We start from the raw sequence: 15,843 nt of genomic DNA, 5'->3' as shown, positions 1-15,843 counted from the left end.
CCCCCCCCCCCCCCCCCCCCCCCCCCCCCCCCCCCCCCCCCCCCCCCCCCCCCCCCCCCCCCCCCCCCCCCCCCCCCCCCCCCCCCCCCCCCCCCCCCCCCCCCCCCCCCCCCCCCCCCCCAAACACCCCTTTTTTAGATGTGTATAAGAGACAGCCGTAGGCCCAGCGCAGGCCGGCCGGGCGGTAGAGCGCGGCATAGCCCAGCAGTTCGAGGCTGCGGCGCAGCTCCCAGGCCCAACTGGCGGGCACGGTGGCGCGGCTGGCCGCGCGGCAGGCGGCGCGCAGCGCGGCATCGCGCGCCACCAGCACACCGCCTTCGAAGATGCTCAGGCCCTTGCCCACGGCCAGGCTGTAGAAGCCGATGTCGCCCTGCAGGCCCACGGCCGTGGCGCCGAGGCGCGCGCCCAGGGCCTGGGCCGCGTCCTCGATCACCCAGGCGCCGGCCGCGCGCGCGCAGGCCAGGGCGCTGGCGACGTCGGCCACGCGGCCCGCCAGGTGGGTCGGTAGCACGGCCAGGGTCTGCGGGCCGCACAGCGCGGCCAGGGCGGCCGGGTCCAGGTCGAGCGAATCGGCCTGCAGATCGCACAGCCGCAGCACCAGCCCGCAGTGCGCCACGGCCAGCGCCACCAGCGGGCAGGTGTAGGCGGGCACGACGACTTCCCTGCGCGCGGGCGCCAACTGCTTCAGCGCGGTGAGCGCCACCACCAGCGCCGCCGTGCCCGAGCATTCGAGCTGGGCCGATTCCACGCCCAGGAAGCGCGCCAGCGCGCCTTCCAGGTCGGCATCGCCGCCGGGCCACAGGTCGCTGGCCTGCAGCGGCAGGCCTGCGGTGGGCGGGACGTCGAATTCAGGAGTGCGGACGGCCATGCGCGGCATTGTCGCCAGCCAGCGCCGCGGCGTTGGCGCTGGCCGAGCCGGCGCCGGGGTTGCCGCCGGGCGCGTCGTCCTCGGTCTCGCTCAGCGCCAGGCAGACGATGCCGGCCACGATGAACAGGCCGCCGATCACCTGCGGCATGCCGATGCGCTCGTCGAACAGCCACACCGACAGCAGCAGCACCGAGACGATCTCCAGGTGCGAGGCGGCAAACGCCGGCCCGATGGGCGCGTGCTTGAGCAGCGTCATCCACGCGAAGAAGGCGCCCACGTAGCCGACGAAGGCGCCGTAGATCCAGGGCTGGCCGAACACGCGCAGCAGCCAGCCGGTGCTGAATTCCAGCGGCAGCGCCTGCGCGCCCGCGTACTTGAAGCTGATCTGGGCCAGCGTGTCGAAGCCCATCAGCACCAGGAAGCCGATCAGGTAGAAGCGCTTCATGTCAGTGCAGGCCCACCACGGCGACGCCGATGGATACCAGCAGGATGCCCGTCACCCGCATGCGCGAGAGCTTCTCGGCGAACAGGAAGCGGCCGGCCACCATGATGGCGACGATGTTGATCGAGCCCAGCAGCACGCCGTCGGACAGCGGCACCAGCGACAAAAAGGCCAGCCACAGCAGGAATTCCGCCACGTAGCAGCCGATGCCGACCCACAGCCAGGGCCGCCGCGCCATCCACTTCCAGCGCGCCAGGCCATCGCCGGCGCGCGGGTCGCCGGCGGCGGCCTTGAAAGCCAGCTGGCCGCCGCTGTCGACCAGCACGTTGAGCACCCAGAGCACGATGACCAGCGGCGAGAGATCGCTAGCCATGCGCGCCCTGCGCGGCGATGCGCGCCACGAAGCCGGCGGTGCGCTCGATCACGGTGCGGCGCTCGCGGTCGATGGTGACCATGTGGTAGCTGTCATCGAGCAGCACCAGCTCGACCGGCGCATGCACCACGCCGCGCACGATGTCGTGCGCATTGCCCACGGCCGAGACGTCGTCGTGCGCCGCATGCACCACCAGGCAGGGCGCGTGCACGTCGCTCAGGCGCCGCAGCACGTGGGCCGAGAGCCTGCGCATCTCCTGGATGCTCCACCACGGATTGCCGGGCAGGCCGGCGGCGGCGCTGTCGCCCGCGTGCATCCGCGCCACGATGCGCTTGCGCAGCGCCTCGTCCTTGATGCCGTAGGGCGGCTGCTCCATGAAGACGCGGCGCCGGCCAATGCCCAGCATGCGGAACAGCGGCAGCAGGAACGCCAGCCGCGTATAGGCCGGGATGCTCCAGCCGTCATAGCGGAAGATGGTGGACAGCGCGCATACGCCGGCCACCTGCTGCGGCCGCTCCTGCGCCAGCGCCAGCGACAGCACCGAGCCCATCGACAGGCCGCCCACCACCAGCCGGTCCACGTGCGGCGCGAAGCGGTCGGCACCGGCGCGCACGCTGGCGAGCCAGTCCTGCCAGCGCGTAGCGACCAGGTCGTCCACCGTGCCGCAATGGCCGGCCAGTTGCACCGCATAGACGGTGAAGCCCTGCTTGTGCAGGCCCTTGGACAGCACCCGCATTTCGTTCGGGGTGCCGGTCAGGCCGTGCACCAGCAGCACACCGGTGCGCGCGTGCGCGCCCGAGCCCTCCAGCAGGAACTCGTGCGGGGTGATGCAGACCTGGTCGGAAAGACTCATGCGGCCACGCGCTCCCGCACCGTCACGATGTCGCGCATCAGCACCGTGGCCTGGTCGAAGCCGACGAAGGGCGCGTGCGCGATGCCATGGCTGACGCAGTGCTCGATCAGCTTGTACTTGGCCAGCACGAAGTCGGCCTTGCCCGAGACGCAGAAGTCCGAGGTGCTGTCGCCCACGTACAGCACCCGGCCGTGCGCGGCCTGCTGCTCGGCCAGGCGCTCGCACTTGCAGTTGCCGCTGGCGCGGCTGCAGGCGGCGCTGGCCCAGGGCGACTGCAGCTGCCAGCTGCGTGCGCCGGTCTGCACCAGGCGGTTGGCGATCACGGGCAGATCGCCCAGGCCATGCAGCTCCAGCACGGTGCGGATCACGTGGTCCAGCCCGTCGCTCACCACCTGCACCGGCAGGCCCAGGCGCCGCGCTTCGCGCACGAAGCCGGGGAAGTGCGGGTCGATCTCGATCGTCGCCAGATGCGCCTGCAGCTCGCCCACGCTCATGTCGAGCAGCGCGATCTGGCCCTTCATGCATTCGCGCGAGCCGATGTCGCCGCGCTCCCAGGCGTCCTCCAGCTCGCGCCAGCCTGGGCGGCCGAAGCGCTCGAGCAGGCTGTCGGTCACGTCCTCCAGGCTGATGGTGCCGTCGAAGTCGCTCTGCACCATCCAGCCGGTGGCCGAAGGCGCGGGGGAGCTTGGCGCGCGGTGCAGGGCGATGGCGCGCGCCTGGGGGGCGCCGCCTTGGAGCATGGGGTGCAGGTCACGCATGGCAGTCATGGTTGGAAATGAACACGGACCTCCTGGCCTATACGCAGGCTGGAGGGCTGGTCGAAGGTGAGAAAGCACTCGACCACCCGCACGCCGATGCGCGCGGGCTGGTCTTCGTCGAGTCGGCTGGCGGCATAGACCGGGCTGATGCGCTGCACCCGCGCCGGCAGCGCCGGGCCGCCGTCCACGTGCACGCTGGCGCGCATGCCCGGCTGCACGCGGGCGGCAAAGCTGCCGTTGAGTTCGGCGCGCACCAGCAGCGGCCGCTGCGGCAGCAGCACCATCAGCGGCCGGCTGCCCTGGGTATCGACCGCGCTGCCGGGCTGCACCCGCAGCCGCAGCACGGTGCCGTCCTGCGGCGCGGTCAGGGTCAGGCGCGCGACGCGGCTGCGCGCCTGCGCCAGCTTCTGCGCGGCGACTTTCGTGTCGGCCTCGGCCACGGCCAGCGCGGCGGCGGCTTCCTGCTGGGCCTGCTGGGCCTCGTCGGCGCGCTGGCGCTCGAGCGCGCCGGCCTGGGCTGCTTCCAGCAAGCGCTGGCTCAGCTGGCGCGCGGGCGCGAGCCTGGCGGCCTGCGCGCGCTGGCGCGCCTGCGCGGCCTGCAGTTCGGCCTCGGCCATGGCGAGCTCGCCGCGCGCGGCGTCGGACTGCAGGCGCAGCAGGGTCTGGCCGCGCTTGACGGCGGCGCCTTCGGCGACGGCCACGGATTCGACGACGCCGTCCTGCTGCGGCATGAGTTCGAGCAGCCCGCCTTCGATCTCCACCCGGCCCCGGGCAATGGCGACGTCGGCGGGGCCGGCCGGCGCGCCCTGCGCCTGGGCCTGCGCGATGGCGCTGGCAGAAGGCCGTCCGCCGTCGAAGCAGCCGGCCAGCAGCAGCGGCACGGCGGCGGTGGCCGCCAGCACGGCGCTGGCGCCCAGGGCGGCGGGAATCCGGCGCGGCCGGGGACGAAGCTGCTTCATACGGTGGGTTCCTTGGCCGTCGCGCTCGCGCTGCGCGTGCTGGAGGGCTGCCAGTCGCTGCGGATCGCGCCGTCTTCCATGGTCAGCACCCGGTCGGCATGGCGCGCGGCGCGCGGGTCATGGCTCACGCACAGCACGGTGGTGCCGTGCGAGCGCGCGATGCGGTGCAGGATGTCGATCACGCGCTGGCCGTTCTCGGCGTCCAGCGCGCTGGTGGGTTCGTCGGCGAAAAGCAGTTGCGGCTCCTTGGCCAGCGCGCGCGCGATCGCCACGCGCTGCTTCTCGCCGCCGGAGAGTTCTGCCGGGCGCATGTCGGCGCGGTGCGTCATGCCGACCTCCTCCAGCACCTGCATGGCGCGCTCGTCCGACTGGCGCCGGCCAATGCCCAGGTAGCCCAGCGGCAACTGCACCTGCTCCTTGGCGGTCAGCGCGGGGAACAGGTTGAAGCCCTGGAACACGAAGCCGGTGTGGTGCAGCCGGAAGCGCTCCAGCGCGCGCTTGTCCTTGCTGGCCAGGTCCTCCCCCAGCGCGCGCACGCGCCCGCCATCGGGCGACTGCAGGCCGGAGAGCAAGGACAGCAGCGTGCTCTTGCCGCAGCCCGAGGGCCCCGAGATCAGCGTCAGCTCACCCGGATAGACGGCCACCGACAGCGACTGAAGCACCTGCACCCGCACCACGCCGGAGAGGAAGGATTTGCTGACGGCCTCGGCTTCCAGGGTCGGGCCGGCGATAGGGACTGGAGGGTCACTCATCTCAGTTCCCATGGCGTTGCGCATTACCCGCGGCGCACGAAACAGAAAGGCTCAGAAGGCCGCGGAGCAGGCCACGCGCAGACATCCGCGGAACCGGCGTTGCCGGGCCGCTGGATGTGCCCCCTGCGAGGGGGTTGGCGTAGCGACATGCAGTGCGCGGAGACTGGCGGTTCATCTCAACAACACCGCAGGATCGGCCCGCAACAGGCCACGGATGGCGATCAGGCCGGACAGCAGGGCCAGGGTGGCCACCAGCGCCGCGCACAGCAGCGCGGCGGGCGGATTCATGGCCACCGGCACGTTCTGCGCGGCCGCCAGCCACAGCAGCGCCGCGCTGACGCCGGCCGCCAGCAGCAGGCCCAGCCCGCCGATCCAGCAGGCCTGCTCCACCACCACCCGCGCCAGCGAGGCCATGCTGGCGCCGAGCGCGTGCAGCACCGCGTATTCGCGCGCGGAGCCCGCCACCACCGCCATCAGCGACTGGCTGGTGATGACCGCGCCGACCAGGCAGACGATCACCGCCATGAACAGCACGGCCACGCCGGCGCCGGTGTCGAGCATCCAGTAGTGCTGCGAGCGCCAGGCAAACTGCGGCGCGGTCCAGACCTCGAACGGGCCGAAGGCGCGCTCGGCGTTGAGCCGGTCGCGCACCGTGGCGGCAAGCGCGGGATCGCGCAGGCGCGCCACGAAGTAGGTGCTGCCGGCCGGCAGGTCGCCGCCGGCCAGCGTGCGGGCCGTGTCGAGCGAGGACAGCACGTTGACCCCGCCCAGCGCGCGCAGGCCGCGCACGGCGGCGATCACGCGCACCTGCCGGCCGTTGACCCAGGCCTGGCCGCCCTCGGCCGTGCCCAGCGGGCCCAGGTCGGAGCGGTCGACCACCACGGTGCCGGGCTCGTCGAGCTGGCGCCGCAGCGCATCGGGCAGCACCGCCGAGAACATCATCGAGCCGGGTGCTGTGCGGATGCCGGAGACGAACACCGACACCCCGCCCGCGCCGCGCTCGGCAGCGTGCCAGTCGCCCTCGACCCAGAGGTAGGGTTCGACCTCGGCGACGTCCGGGTCCATGCGCAGGCGCATCTCGACGTCGGCACGCACGGTACGGCCGAAGTTCACGCTTTGCGTGCCGGGGTAGCCGGCCCACAGGTCGGCGGACGAGGCCGTCACGTAAACCGCCGCGCTGCCGAAGATGCCCAGCACCAGCGCTGCCTGCACCACCAGCAGCACGCCCGAGAAGCCCACGGCGAACACCGCGGGCAGGAAGCGGCGCCATTCATGCACCAGCGTCTTGCGTGCCAGCGGGATCACGGGCGGGCCTCCGCGAGCGGGCGTTCGGCCGGGGGCAGCGGCGCACCGCCCAGCGACTTGTAGAGCGCCACGAAGGCCAGCACGCGGCTGGCCTGGGCGTCGGCCAGCTCCAGTTGCGCCTGCAGTTGCTCGCGCTGCTCGCCCAGGCGCTCGAAATCGCTGGACAGGCCCAGGCGCACCAGGGTGTCGCTGGCGGCGATGCGGCGTTGCAGCAGGGCCTCGGCCTCGCCCAGACGCGCCGCGCGCTGGTGCTGCTGCTCGAGCAGGGAGAGCGCGATCTCGGTCTCGGAGACGGCGTCGAGCACGGCCTGCCGGTAGGCCAGCAGCGATTCGTCCAGGGCTTCTTGCTGCGCATGGGCCTGCGACTGGCGCCGGCCCCAGTCGAACAGCGGTATGTCGATGATCGGGCCGATGCCCGGCACACGGTCGGTGCTGCCGCGCCGGTTCTGCGTGACGTTGTAGGCATAGAGGAGGGACACGCCCAGCGAGAGCCGCGGATACAGCTCGGCCCGGGCCAGGCCGGATTCGCCGGCGGCCTTGAGCACCCCGGCCTCGGCCTCGCGGATGTCCGGGCGCACGCGCAGCAGGTCGGCCGGGACGCCGGCCGGCGCCACGGCCCCAAGCACCGGCTGCGGCGCCGCCACCAGCCATTCGGGTGCCGGCGCCGGTCGGCCGGTGAGCACCGCCAGGGCGCGGGCCGCCTGCACGACGGCCTGCTGCGGCACGGTGCGCTGCGCCGCGGTCCGCGCCTGCCGCAGGCGCGCCTGGGTTTCCTCGCCCGGGCCGGCCAGGCGGCTGCGCAGCCGCACTCCGGACAGCGCCATGGCGCGCTCGTCCAGCACCGCCATGTCCTGCAGCAGCGCAGACTGGCGCTGGGCGGCGCGCAGTTCGGTGTAGCGCCGCACCACCTCGGCCACCACCGAGACCCGGGCGGCCTGCTCGGTCTGCTCGGCGCTGTCGAGCTGGGCGCGGCTGATGCGCTGGCGGCTCTCGCGCGCGCCGAACAGCCCCAGTTCCCAGACGGCATCAAGGCTGGCGTGCAGGTAGGAGTCGGTTGCCGACACATCCTGCACCGGCCGCATGCCGGCGCTCAGCACCGGCAGGTAGCGGGCATCGTCGGTGCCGGCCAGCAGTCGCGCCTGGCGTAGCTGGCTGCGGGCGCGCGCGAGTTGCAGGTTCTGCCGCAGCGCCTCGTCCACCAGGGCATCGAGCCCCGGATCGTTCAGGGCTTTCCACCAGTTGCGCAGGTCGGGCGCGGGCACGCCGGCGGTGGCGACGGACCAGGCCGCGGGCAGGTCCGCCTGCGGCAGCGGGGGCACGGGCGGCGCGGCGCAGCCGGCCAGCACCAGCGCCGCGACGGCGGGCAGTGGCAGGCGGAGCAGGAAGCGGAACGAAAGGGCAGGGCGGCGCATGGCAGGGCGGGCCCGGACCGTGGCGCTGGCGCAGGTGGCAAGGGCCGGGCGCTCGCATTGGACCAGGGCAAGCTTGCGCGGCAGTGCAGGATTCATGGAGAAAGCATGAAGACGAGCGCCGTGTCCGGGCAAGCGGCCCCCTGGCCTGCGCAGGGGCATGCGCTGGCCGATAATGGCCGGCTCACCTGCCCGCCGCCGCTTCTGGCGGGCTGCGCCAGGATTCCCCCGACCCATGAACAGTGTTGCACGCCCCCCCGGCCCGCTGGTGCTGGTGGTGGAAGACGAACCCGGCATTGCCGACATCCTGATCGCCTACCTGCAGCGCGACGGTCTGCGCACCCGCCTGGAGACCGACGGGCTCGCGGCGCTGCAGGTGGCGCGCGAGATCCGGCCCGACATGGTGCTGCTGGACATCCACCTGCCCGGCATGGACGGCATGGATGTACTGAAGAACCTGCGCGCCGACGGCGACACCCCGGTCATCATGGTGACCGCCCTGGCCGACGATGTGGACAAGCTGCTGGCGTTGCGCATGGGGGCGGACGACTACGTGGTCAAGCCCTACAGCCCGCCCGAGGTGGTGGCCCGCGTGCGCGCCGTGCTGCGCCGTACCGCGGCCGCGCCCAAGGCCGCGCCGGCAGGCGTGATCCGCGCCGGCCGGCTGGAGATCGACCTCGAATCCCACATCGCCCGCTCCTTCAGCGGGGACGGCGAACGCTTCGAGGCGCTGCCGCTGACCCTCACCGAATTCCGGCTGCTGGCCTGCCTGGCGGCCCAGCCGCGGCGCTGTTTCTCGCGCAGCCACCTGATTGAGACCTGCCTGCCCGAGAGCGATGCGATGGACCGCGTCATCGACTCGCACCTCTCCAAGCTGCGCCGCAAGCTGCACAACGCCGGCAACGGCGAACTCATCGAGACGGTGCGCGGCATCGGCTACCGGCTATGGCCCGGGGAATAGACCGGATCTGGGTCCGCTTCGGACTGGGGATTGCCGCCACCGTGCTGGTGACCATCGGCATCCTGAGCGCGAGCGTCTTTGCGCTGGCCGAGTACCAGTACCGCTCCTTCTACCGCTCGCTGCCCGCCTCGGTGCAGGAGGAACTCGACGAACTCAACGAACAGGACCTGGAGGACAGCCCGCGCGCGGCGCAGATCTATGGCCAGTACTGGCAGGGCGACCTGTTGTTCGGAGAGAAATGGTCGCTGGTGATCGGCCTGGTGATATGTCTGCCGTTCGGCCTGGCCGTCGGGTTCTGGGTGTCGCGCATCGTGACCCTGCCCATGGCTTCGGTGGCCGAGGCAGCGCGCCGCATCGCGCTGGGCGACCTGTCGGTGCGCGCCCAGGTCGGGCAGGACCGCGGCGAAATGGCCGACATGGTGCGCGACTTCAACCACATGACCGACGCGCTGGAGTCGCTCGAGCGCGAGCGCAAGGCCACTGCCGCCTCGCTCTCGCACGAACTGCGCACGCCGCTGACCGTGCTGCGCGCACGCCTGCACGCCATCTGCGACGGCGTGATCCCGGCCGACCCGCGCGAGTGCCGCAAGCTGCTGGACCAGGTCGAGCATCTGGGCCGGCTGGTGGAGGACCTGCACACCATGTCGGTCGCCGAGGCCGGCCGGCTATCGCTGCAGAAGGTGGAGACGGACCTGGTGCAGCTCGTGTCCGACACGCTGGCGGCCCACGCCACGCACATCGCCGAGCACGGCATCCAGGCCGAATTGCAGGCCAGCGTGTCTTCGCTGTGGGTACAGGTGGACCCGGACCGCATGCGGCAGGTGCTGACCAATCTGGTGGAAAACGCTCTGCGCCATGCAGCGGATGGCGGGTGGATGGGCGTCGGCGTCGGCACCGAGGGCGGGCATGCGATCGTGACCGTCAGCGACGACGGCCCGGGCTTGCCCGAGAACGTGCGGCGCAACCTGTTCCAACGCTTTCAACGCGCGCCCCGCTCACCGGGCACGGTCGGCTCGGGGCTCGGGCTGTCCATCGTCCACATGCTGGTGACGCTGCAGGGCGGCACGGTGCAAGCAGGCGAATCGGAACGCGGCGGCACCCGGTTCATCGTGCGGCTGCCATGCAACTGACGGCTCAGCGGCGATAGTGCGGATCGATCCAGGCGCGGGCCCGCTCGCGCGTGGCTTCGCGGTCGCGGTCCCACTGTGCCCGGCGCTCCGCATCGCGCCGGGCGCGGGCGGCTTCACGCTCCGAGGGCACCCTGAACGAAGTGCCAGGGGGATAGACGCCCTGCAGCTGCTGCTTTTCGTTTTCCTGCATGTCGCGGATGTCGATGCGCGGCGCCTGGGCAAAGGCCTGGGTGCCGGCCAGCGCGGCGAGTGCCAGGGCCGCGGCGAGAGCGAGTTGGCGGTAGGTGCGATCCATGATGTGACTCCACGACTGTTCAGTGTCTTGACTATCCCCTTCGCGAGGGTCTGGCGCTGTAGGCGGCCACTGTTTTGGCTGTCGTTCGATGCCGCTTCTTTCCGCGGACCAGGACAGCTCAGCGAGCGCCGAGCTGCCGGTATACCAGTTCTGCCACGTGCAGCAACTGCTGGCGATCTGTCCCGGCCGAAATCGCGTAGCCGAAGTCCTTGTTGACCCAGTAGAAGACGTTGACCGGGCCATCCTGGCCGAAGCTGAACGCCGTTTCCCGGCCTGCGTCTTCTCGGGTCACGTACAGCGTCAGGCGCTGGCCCCGGGCGTCGCCGAACATGAACTGGGCGACCGGCCCCCTGCCGCCAGGCAGCAGGCGACCGCCCATCAGCTCATAGCCGGCGCTGCGAAGGTCTGGCGGCCGCACCGCCGCTCCCATGCGCTTGGTAAGCCAGGTGACCAGCGCCTGCTCCTGGTCGCCGCCCACTTCCACCGGTCGGCGCGGGTCCGGGCTGTAGACCGCATGCGCCACCGCCGCGCGGTGGGCAAAGCCCTGCAGTGCTGCCTGGCCTGCCGTGGCGAGCTGCGGCACGGGGATCGCGCCGGCGGTGCCGCGCAGCCACCAGGCTGCACCAGCGCTGACGGCGGCGATAGCCACTCCGGCAGCCAGGGGCTGCCAGCGCCCGGACGGCCTGCGGGGGGCCAGCGGCAGGTGCAGCGGGAGCGGCTCGTCCAGCACCGGGTCCAGCAACGCCCGCAAGGCCTGGTTCTGGGCCTGCCAGTCGTGCACGCTTGCCCGTTCCGCCTCGTGGGCGGCCAGAAAGGATTCGATCTCCACACTCCGTGCCGTAGGCAACTGGCCATCCGCATACGCGTGCAGTTCGGCTTCGGTGACGGGGGCGGCGCCGTCGGCGGGCGGCGGTGCGGGTGTCAGGTGGGACTGGTCCATGTCATTTGACCCGGTGAATGGGCGTGGCGGCCGCGGGCGCCCGGCCTTGCAGGTCCTGGCGGAGCCGGTCGCGCCCGCGCGCCAGGCGCGACATCAACGTGCCCACGGGCACGCCCGCGATGGCGGCGGCCTCCTGGTAGCTCAGGCCTTCCACCGCCACGAGCAGCAGGACTTCGCGCTGCTCGCGCGGCAGGCGCTGAAGAGCCCGGTCGAGGTCCTCCAGCTCCAGCCGGTCGGTGTGGGTGGCGCGCTGCGGTACTTCGGGCAGCGCGTCGCCCGCGCTGTCCTCGGGCCGGCTGCGCCGCGCCCGGGCGCCGTCGACGAAATGGTTGTGCATGATGCCGAACATCCAGGCCCGGATCTCGCCGCGCCGCTGCCAGAGCGAGAAACGGCTCCATGCGCGCTCCAGCGTGTCCTGCACCAGGTCGTCCGCCAGCGCGGCATCGGACAGCAGCCCCCGCGCATATCGGCGCAGGCTGGGAATGCAGGCGACGATGGCGGTTTCGTCCTGGGCGCGCATGAATTGGCGGCGGGGCTGGCGGCGTGGCGTTCAGGGCTTGATCACGTGCCAGAGGTTCTTGAAATTGTCGCCCGTCGCGTCGCCAGGATTCACATCCGACTTGTAGCGGTAGATCGGCTTGCCCTTGTAGGCCCATTGGCGGGAGCCATCATCGCGCGTGATGATGGTCATGGCCCCTTCGGGGGCGTCACCGGCTTGCGCCAGCACCGGCGGCCACGCAGTGGCGCAGGGCCCGTTGCACATGCTCTTGCCGCTGCCGGCCACGTCGTTGTCAAATGTGTAGAGCGTCATGCCCGCCGTCGTTACCAGCATGTCGCCGGAGGTCTTGACCGGTACGTCGGCGTGCGCCAGGCCGGCCGTGACGGCGGCAAGGGTGAAGACAAGGGTCGGGATCAGGTGCTTTGCCATGGTGGCGCTTTGAGGTTGTGCGGATGAACACAAGGCATGGACGCATGGGGACGCTGGTTTATTCCCGATGTCTGCCAAAAAATGGCCCCGGGGCATCCGGCATGGCGGCGCCGGAAAGTCAAAAGCCCTGCAGGTCCGGGGGACTTGCAGGGCTTGCGGGATGCTGGTGGCGCTTCAGGGAGCCACCACCAATATCTCAAAATTCTCGGCTTCTTTCGAAGCAAATCAAGGACTTGCGACTGCGATGATGCTTGGCCAGAGCGTTCAAAAGCGTCACCCCAAAGTGTAACCCCGGTCAGGCAGCATCTGAAGCGCGCGGCGCACTTCTTGCTCGACGAAGTTCGTCGGCCTTGGAAACGCGATCAGTTAGCGTTCCTTGTTGGCCTGAGCAAGGACAGACGCGGCAAGCTCCTTGGTCGCATCGGCGTACTTGTCGCTCGCCAGGACCCTCGCAGCTTTGTCTTCCATTTCGGCGCCGGTTTGCTTGGCTCCACTGCGTTGAGATAGTGCTGATGCGGCCAAGCTCTTGGCAACACTCGACGCTTTGCTGTCCTGCAGAGTCTCGCTTGCGAGCTTTGCAACGCGCGCCGAAGTTTGCTTAGTGTTCTTGGACATAGTTGTTCCTTTCTTGCTCAAGTGCCTGTGGGAGTCCTAAACGGCAACACGGTACTGGGGGCATTGGCATACCCACCATCTGCTGGCACGCTGTTCCTCATTCGGGCGAACTGCACGACGTTGCTTTTGCCCTGAAAGTAGCCTTCAGGCAGTCCAGTGAGAGCTTCGATGTCCGAGGCTGCAAGGCCGATGTGTCGAGGAATGGCAGCGAGCGGCATCACGTTCTCTTCGACGAGCAGGTCAATCGTGCGTCGGAGAAGCCTCGGTTGCTCAGGCGTGCGATCTCCGTCGCCGGGTTCCGACTTGGCCCCCCAGCGTGCGGATCGGCGCTTGAAAAGCGTGAGCGCACCGTCTTCGTCCAGCATGCTCAGGGCACGCAGACGCATGATGATCGCCGCCGCGGATACTCCCCAACGCCGCTTGAGAATCAGTAGATCGTCGAGGGTCGGTGGGATGCGAACCTCCGCAGCAAAGCTTTCGGCCGGTAGCAGGAAAGCTCCAGCAAACCGGTGAGCTTGCTTCTCCATCAGGTTGTGCCTGTCACGCTCGGTGGCGCGTGCAATGTGCCGATGCAGAATCAAGTGGCCGAGTTCATGGGCCAGGTCGAAGCGGCTGCGATAGCCATTGTCCTTGTCCGCAGAGAGCAGGATCAGAGGTCGGCCGAGAACCTCGCTCCATGCCGATAGCCCTTCGATCTGCGCGATGCCTGTCTCTTCTCGGACCACGATGACGCCTGCGCCTTCAACAGCCAAGGCGAGATCCTGCACCACGCCCCTGCCCAGTCGCCAAAGATCGCGGCAATCGGAGGCTGCACGTTCGATCTCCTCAGATGTGATCTCTTCCGGGTTGGTGAAGCGGCGGAAGGGTAGATTGACTTCCGGATATTCCACAAACTCCATCAAGGCCGCCGCCAAATCCTGCGTCCATTCCAGGCGAGCCTCGAGCATGGCTCGCGCTGCGACGTGCGCTGACGCGTTGCTTCGGAACAAGGGCAAAGAGACGCTCGTCGACGCAGGACGCGTGAACCACTCCGGAGTCACGTTCACTACAGACGCCAAGCGTTCAAGCGCTTCGCGCTCGGGGGCCTGCGATCCTGCCCGCCACTTGCTGACGGTTGCGGGCGATACACCCGCCATGGATGCGAGCTGAATCTGGGTGAGGCGACGCGCTGCCAGCACCTGACTCAACCGTTCCTTCTGGAACCCTTGTACTCCACCGCGACTCATTGTGATGTTCCGTCTTTGTCCTGGCGCTTGTTGATGTTCTTCTTGAGGGTAGGCCTTGCCATATCGCGCTGACCCGAGGAGGCTTGATCGAACCGTTTCACGAAGTCGCCGACGTCCTCCCGGAACAGCCAACCTCGCATCTCTCGGTCGGGAACGGCGATCTGGATTGAGATAGGGGCGGCCGGCTGAACATGGATCGAGCCAGAGAAGCAGGCGGCGAAGAAGGCCACGGCGTCAGCTGGCAGCTGAAAATCGCTAAAAAGTTCAGGCTGTACCAACGGTTCCATCGCTCGGTTGGCGAACGACATCTGTCGGCGTGTTTTGCTGCGCCGACTATTGATCCAGAAGCCGTCGGGGATGTTGAATCGGGCAAGGGTGAAGATGCCGCAACGCCCAGTGACGATGGTATTGCCGCTGATCGGAGTCGGTGACGCGCCGGCAGTTGCGAGGGCTCGCTGGAACGCCTCGTTCATGTGAAAGTGACGCTGCTGGCCCACCGCGTGGGCAAGGTGTCCTTCATTCATCCCATGTGCTGCGGCGTATGCGCGCTGAGCACCGACCAGCAAAGCTTCTTCAATCCCGAGCACGAGCTCGCGACTCAGGTTTCTAACCAGGAGGCCCGGGATGGATTCTTTGGTGGGCAGAGGCATCAGTCACTCCGTTGCAGATTTCGCTAAGTAGGATTGTGTATCAAAAAAGTTTCGCTTAGCGGAATTTCATCGAAAAAAGATCGCTGACGGGCGTTGTCATAGGACGGATCTGAAGCCAGACAAGTCTCGAACCGTTCGTGAAAGTCCTTGCTTCAACAGGATTTCAAGGTAGCGATCCACGTCGATGGGCGGATTTCTGAGGGTGCTGCGCTGCTTCTGGGCTGCGGCCACAACGGCGGCTTGATCCAGATCGAAGAGGTTGTCGATGAACTCATCAGGGTGCTGAACTTCGACGCCGAAGGTTGACAGAGCTTCGGCGGGGAAGTCCCGTTCATTGAATGTGACGATCACGCTTGCGTTGCACCGGATGGCGGCCGCGAGGACATGGCGATCATCGGGATCTGGCAACTTCAAATCGCCGATCAGGTCCTCGTGGCCGGTGACCAGAGCGTCCGGGACGGCCTTGTTCATGAGATCCACCGTTCGCTGTACTTGGCCAGGGTCCAGGTCAGGGCGGTTCTTCAATAGGTTGCGCACCCACTCGTCATGAATCAGGGCCGTCCAGCGCGCGCGAAAACGCCCGGAGAGTGCCAGCCACATCAAGAAGTCGCGAAGCGGCGCCGGATAGAGAACACAGGCGTCAAAGACAGCCGTGAATGGGGAACTCTTCATTCGTAGCCCATCTGCAGGGCCTGAGCCTGGGCGGCGAGCTCCTCCATTGCTGCGGCGCTGGCCTGTTCGTGCGCAGTCTTGTACGCCATCAGGTCAGAGAACCGAACGCGCCGATGCTTTCCGGTCTTGTGGAACGGGAGATCCCCCGTCTCCAGCAGTTTGACCAGATGCGGCCTCGACACGTTGAGCAGGTCGGCGGCCTCCTGGGTGGTCAGCTCGGCATGGATGGGGACCACCTTCACCGCGTTGCCGTCGGCCAGCTCGGAGAGGATGTCGACCAGCAGACGCAAGGCAGACGTGGGCAACTCCACCGTGTGGGCCTCGTTCTTCTCGTCGAAGATCTGGATCCGCTGCGTCTCGAACTGTGTGGACAGGAACGCCGCCAGCGCTCGTTGACCATGGGTGGCTGCTGCGACTTCCCGAGCGACCGGAAGCGCGGCTTCGAATGTGTGGGACTGCGTCATGGGAGGCCTCTGAGTGAAGGCGCTCATATTATTCGAAACAAACGAAAATCGCAATAGTCGAAACGTGGGGCGTGGATGGGCTGCAGGCAGGCTGGGGTCCACGGCCACAGGGCCGTGTGTTGATTTCCATGCAACCGCAACCCACCATTTCCATCTCGATCTGACCCACCCTGGTTCGTGAACTTCACGCTCACGTTGTGGATAAGTTCTTGGTCGCCTTCTCCTTCTTGGTGGTCTGTGGTG

20 protein-coding genes are annotated in these 15,843 nt (G+C 69.0%); 2 read left to right on the top strand and 18 right to left on the bottom strand.

The features are described 5' to 3' along the window. The 9 genes from JHD63_RS17955 to JHD63_RS17915 form a co-directional block, all read right to left on the bottom strand. A partial coding sequence (locus JHD63_RS17955) for a DegT/DnrJ/EryC1/StrS family aminotransferase (protein ID WP_198972177.1) occupies nt 1-868 on the bottom strand: 868 nt, incomplete at its 3' end. Then, complete coding sequence (locus JHD63_RS17950; RefSeq protein ID WP_198972176.1) at nt 849-1,313, bottom strand: DMT family transporter; 465 nt, start codon at nt 1,311-1,313, stop codon at nt 849-851. The genes JHD63_RS17950 and JHD63_RS17955, both read right to left, overlap by 20 nt. Before the next feature lies 1 nt (nt 1,314). After that, nucleotides 1,315-1,683, bottom strand: a complete 369-nt coding sequence (locus JHD63_RS17945) for an EamA family transporter (RefSeq protein WP_198972175.1) — start codon at nt 1,681-1,683, stop codon at nt 1,315-1,317. After that, a complete protein-coding gene (locus JHD63_RS17940; RefSeq protein WP_198972174.1) occupies nt 1,676-2,536 on the bottom strand; it encodes an alpha/beta hydrolase in 861 nt (286 codons plus the stop codon). The genes JHD63_RS17945 and JHD63_RS17940 overlap by 8 nt, the downstream gene beginning before the upstream one ends. Beyond that, nucleotides 2,533-3,192, bottom strand: a complete 660-nt coding sequence (locus tag JHD63_RS17935; protein WP_198972179.1) for an MtnX-like HAD-IB family phosphatase — start codon at nt 3,190-3,192, stop codon at nt 2,533-2,535. The genes JHD63_RS17940 and JHD63_RS17935 overlap by 4 nt, the downstream gene beginning before the upstream one ends. A gap of 107 nt (nt 3,193-3,299) precedes the next feature. After that, nucleotides 3,300-4,253 carry an HlyD family secretion protein gene (locus tag JHD63_RS17930; RefSeq protein WP_198972173.1) on the bottom strand — a complete coding sequence of 318 codons (954 nt, stop codon included), beginning with the start codon at nt 4,251-4,253 and terminating at the stop codon, nt 3,300-3,302. Continuing rightward, nucleotides 4,250-5,005, bottom strand: a complete 756-nt coding sequence (locus tag JHD63_RS17925; RefSeq protein WP_233168370.1) for an ABC transporter ATP-binding protein — start codon at nt 5,003-5,005, stop codon at nt 4,250-4,252. The genes JHD63_RS17930 and JHD63_RS17925 overlap by 4 nt, the downstream gene beginning before the upstream one ends. Before the next feature lie 171 nt (nt 5,006-5,176). Continuing rightward, a complete protein-coding gene (locus JHD63_RS17920; protein WP_198972171.1) occupies nt 5,177-6,310 on the bottom strand; it encodes an ABC transporter permease in 1,134 nt (377 codons plus the stop codon). Beyond that, nucleotides 6,307-7,818 (bottom strand): TolC family protein, encoded by a 1,512-nt coding sequence (locus JHD63_RS17915; RefSeq protein ID WP_233168367.1) that lies wholly within the window; start codon nt 7,816-7,818, stop codon nt 6,307-6,309. The genes JHD63_RS17920 and JHD63_RS17915 overlap by 4 nt, the downstream gene beginning before the upstream one ends. Before the next feature lie 136 nt (nt 7,819-7,954). Between JHD63_RS17915 and JHD63_RS17910 the strand changes: the two genes are divergently transcribed. Together JHD63_RS17910 and JHD63_RS17905 are read left to right on the top strand one after the other, a co-directional pair. Next, nucleotides 7,955-8,680 carry a response regulator gene (locus JHD63_RS17910; RefSeq protein WP_198972170.1) on the top strand — a complete coding sequence of 242 codons (726 nt, stop codon included), beginning with the start codon at nt 7,955-7,957 and terminating at the stop codon, nt 8,678-8,680. Then, the gene (locus JHD63_RS17905; RefSeq protein ID WP_198972169.1) at nt 8,665-9,810 is read left to right on the top strand and encodes a sensor histidine kinase; all 1,146 of its coding nucleotides are present in this window, start codon (nt 8,665-8,667) and stop codon (nt 9,808-9,810) included. The genes JHD63_RS17910 and JHD63_RS17905 overlap by 16 nt, the downstream gene beginning before the upstream one ends. A 4-nt stretch (nt 9,811-9,814) precedes the next feature. Here JHD63_RS17905 and JHD63_RS17900 read toward each other — a convergent pair whose 3' ends face one another. From JHD63_RS17900 to JHD63_RS17860, 9 genes are all read right to left on the bottom strand, one after another. Next, on the bottom strand, nt 9,815-10,105 hold the full coding sequence (locus JHD63_RS17900) for a hypothetical protein (RefSeq protein WP_198972168.1): 291 nt from the start codon (nt 10,103-10,105) through the stop codon (nt 9,815-9,817). Between the two features lie 118 nt (nt 10,106-10,223). Next, nucleotides 10,224-11,045, bottom strand: coding sequence for an anti-sigma factor family protein (locus tag JHD63_RS17895; protein ID WP_198972167.1), 822 nt, complete (start codon nt 11,043-11,045; stop codon nt 10,224-10,226). Between the two features lies 1 nt (nt 11,046). Then, on the bottom strand, nt 11,047-11,565 hold the full coding sequence (locus JHD63_RS17890) for a sigma-70 family RNA polymerase sigma factor (RefSeq protein ID WP_198972166.1): 519 nt from the start codon (nt 11,563-11,565) through the stop codon (nt 11,047-11,049). Nucleotides 11,566-11,595: 30 nt separating this feature from the next. Next, entirely contained in the window at nt 11,596-11,973 is a 378-nt protein-coding gene (locus JHD63_RS17885) for a COG4315 family predicted lipoprotein (RefSeq protein ID WP_198972165.1), read from the bottom strand. Nucleotides 11,974-12,339: 366 nt separating this feature from the next. Then, entirely contained in the window at nt 12,340-12,588 is a 249-nt protein-coding gene (locus JHD63_RS17880; protein ID WP_198972164.1) for a hypothetical protein, read from the bottom strand. 17 nt (nt 12,589-12,605) lie between these two features. Then, complete coding sequence (locus tag JHD63_RS17875; RefSeq protein ID WP_370590568.1) at nt 12,606-13,766, bottom strand: XRE family transcriptional regulator; 1,161 nt, start codon at nt 13,764-13,766, stop codon at nt 12,606-12,608. 44 nt (nt 13,767-13,810) lie between these two features. Beyond that, a complete protein-coding gene (locus JHD63_RS17870; RefSeq protein ID WP_198972162.1) occupies nt 13,811-14,464 on the bottom strand; it encodes an alpha/beta hydrolase in 654 nt (217 codons plus the stop codon). Nucleotides 14,465-14,560: 96 nt separating this feature from the next. Further along, nucleotides 14,561-15,136, bottom strand: coding sequence for a PIN domain-containing protein (locus JHD63_RS17865; RefSeq protein WP_198972161.1), 576 nt, complete (start codon nt 15,134-15,136; stop codon nt 14,561-14,563). After that, a complete protein-coding gene (locus JHD63_RS17860) occupies nt 15,133-15,600 on the bottom strand; it encodes a helix-turn-helix domain-containing protein (RefSeq protein ID WP_198972160.1) in 468 nt (155 codons plus the stop codon). The genes JHD63_RS17865 and JHD63_RS17860 overlap by 4 nt, the downstream gene beginning before the upstream one ends. Nucleotides 15,601-15,843: the final 243 nt, after the last annotated feature.

Origin of the sequence: Xylophilus sp. ASV27, from assembly GCF_016428875.1 — a bacterium.
Taxonomy (GTDB): Bacteria; Pseudomonadota; Gammaproteobacteria; order Burkholderiales; family Burkholderiaceae_C; genus Xylophilus.
The sequence above is the reverse complement of the archived record's forward strand: the minus strand, read 5'-3'. Positions and strand labels throughout refer to the sequence as shown.

Excerpts from the sequence above, each read along its gene's own strand:
- JHD63_RS17870 (WP_198972162.1), bottom strand. The coding sequence starts at position 14,464 with ATGCCTCTGCCCACCAAAGAATCCATCCCGGGCCTCCTGGTTAGAAAC.
- JHD63_RS17885 (WP_198972165.1), bottom strand. The coding sequence starts at position 11,973 with ATGGCAAAGCACCTGATCCCGACCCTTGTCTTCACCCTTGCCGCCGTC.
- JHD63_RS17950 (WP_198972176.1), bottom strand. The coding sequence starts at position 1,313 with ATGAAGCGCTTCTACCTGATCGGCTTCCTGGTGCTGATGGGCTTCGAC.
- JHD63_RS17925 (WP_233168370.1), bottom strand. The coding sequence starts at position 5,005 with ATGAGTGACCCTCCAGTCCCTATCGCCGGCCCGACCCTGGAAGCCGAG.
- JHD63_RS17930 (WP_198972173.1), bottom strand. The coding sequence starts at position 4,253 with ATGAAGCAGCTTCGTCCCCGGCCGCGCCGGATTCCCGCCGCCCTGGGC.
- JHD63_RS17905 (WP_198972169.1), top strand. The coding sequence starts at position 8,665 with ATGGCCCGGGGAATAGACCGGATCTGGGTCCGCTTCGGACTGGGGATT.
- JHD63_RS17890 (WP_198972166.1), bottom strand. The coding sequence starts at position 11,565 with ATGCGCGCCCAGGACGAAACCGCCATCGTCGCCTGCATTCCCAGCCTG.
- JHD63_RS17865 (WP_198972161.1), bottom strand. The coding sequence starts at position 15,136 with ATGAAGAGTTCCCCATTCACGGCTGTCTTTGACGCCTGTGTTCTCTAT.
- JHD63_RS17880 (WP_198972164.1), bottom strand. The coding sequence starts at position 12,588 with ATGTCCAAGAACACTAAGCAAACTTCGGCGCGCGTTGCAAAGCTCGCA.
- JHD63_RS17910 (WP_198972170.1), top strand. The coding sequence starts at position 7,955 with ATGAACAGTGTTGCACGCCCCCCCGGCCCGCTGGTGCTGGTGGTGGAA.
- JHD63_RS17895 (WP_198972167.1), bottom strand. The coding sequence starts at position 11,045 with ATGGACCAGTCCCACCTGACACCCGCACCGCCGCCCGCCGACGGCGCC.
- JHD63_RS17935 (WP_198972179.1), bottom strand. The coding sequence starts at position 3,192 with ATGGTGCAGAGCGACTTCGACGGCACCATCAGCCTGGAGGACGTGACC.
- JHD63_RS17860 (WP_198972160.1), bottom strand. The coding sequence starts at position 15,600 with ATGACGCAGTCCCACACATTCGAAGCCGCGCTTCCGGTCGCTCGGGAA.
- JHD63_RS17915 (WP_233168367.1), bottom strand. The coding sequence starts at position 7,818 with ATGAATCCTGCACTGCCGCGCAAGCTTGCCCTGGTCCAATGCGAGCGC.
- JHD63_RS17940 (WP_198972174.1), bottom strand. The coding sequence starts at position 2,536 with ATGAGTCTTTCCGACCAGGTCTGCATCACCCCGCACGAGTTCCTGCTG.
- JHD63_RS17900 (WP_198972168.1), bottom strand. The coding sequence starts at position 10,105 with ATGGATCGCACCTACCGCCAACTCGCTCTCGCCGCGGCCCTGGCACTC.
- JHD63_RS17945 (WP_198972175.1), bottom strand. The coding sequence starts at position 1,683 with ATGGCTAGCGATCTCTCGCCGCTGGTCATCGTGCTCTGGGTGCTCAAC.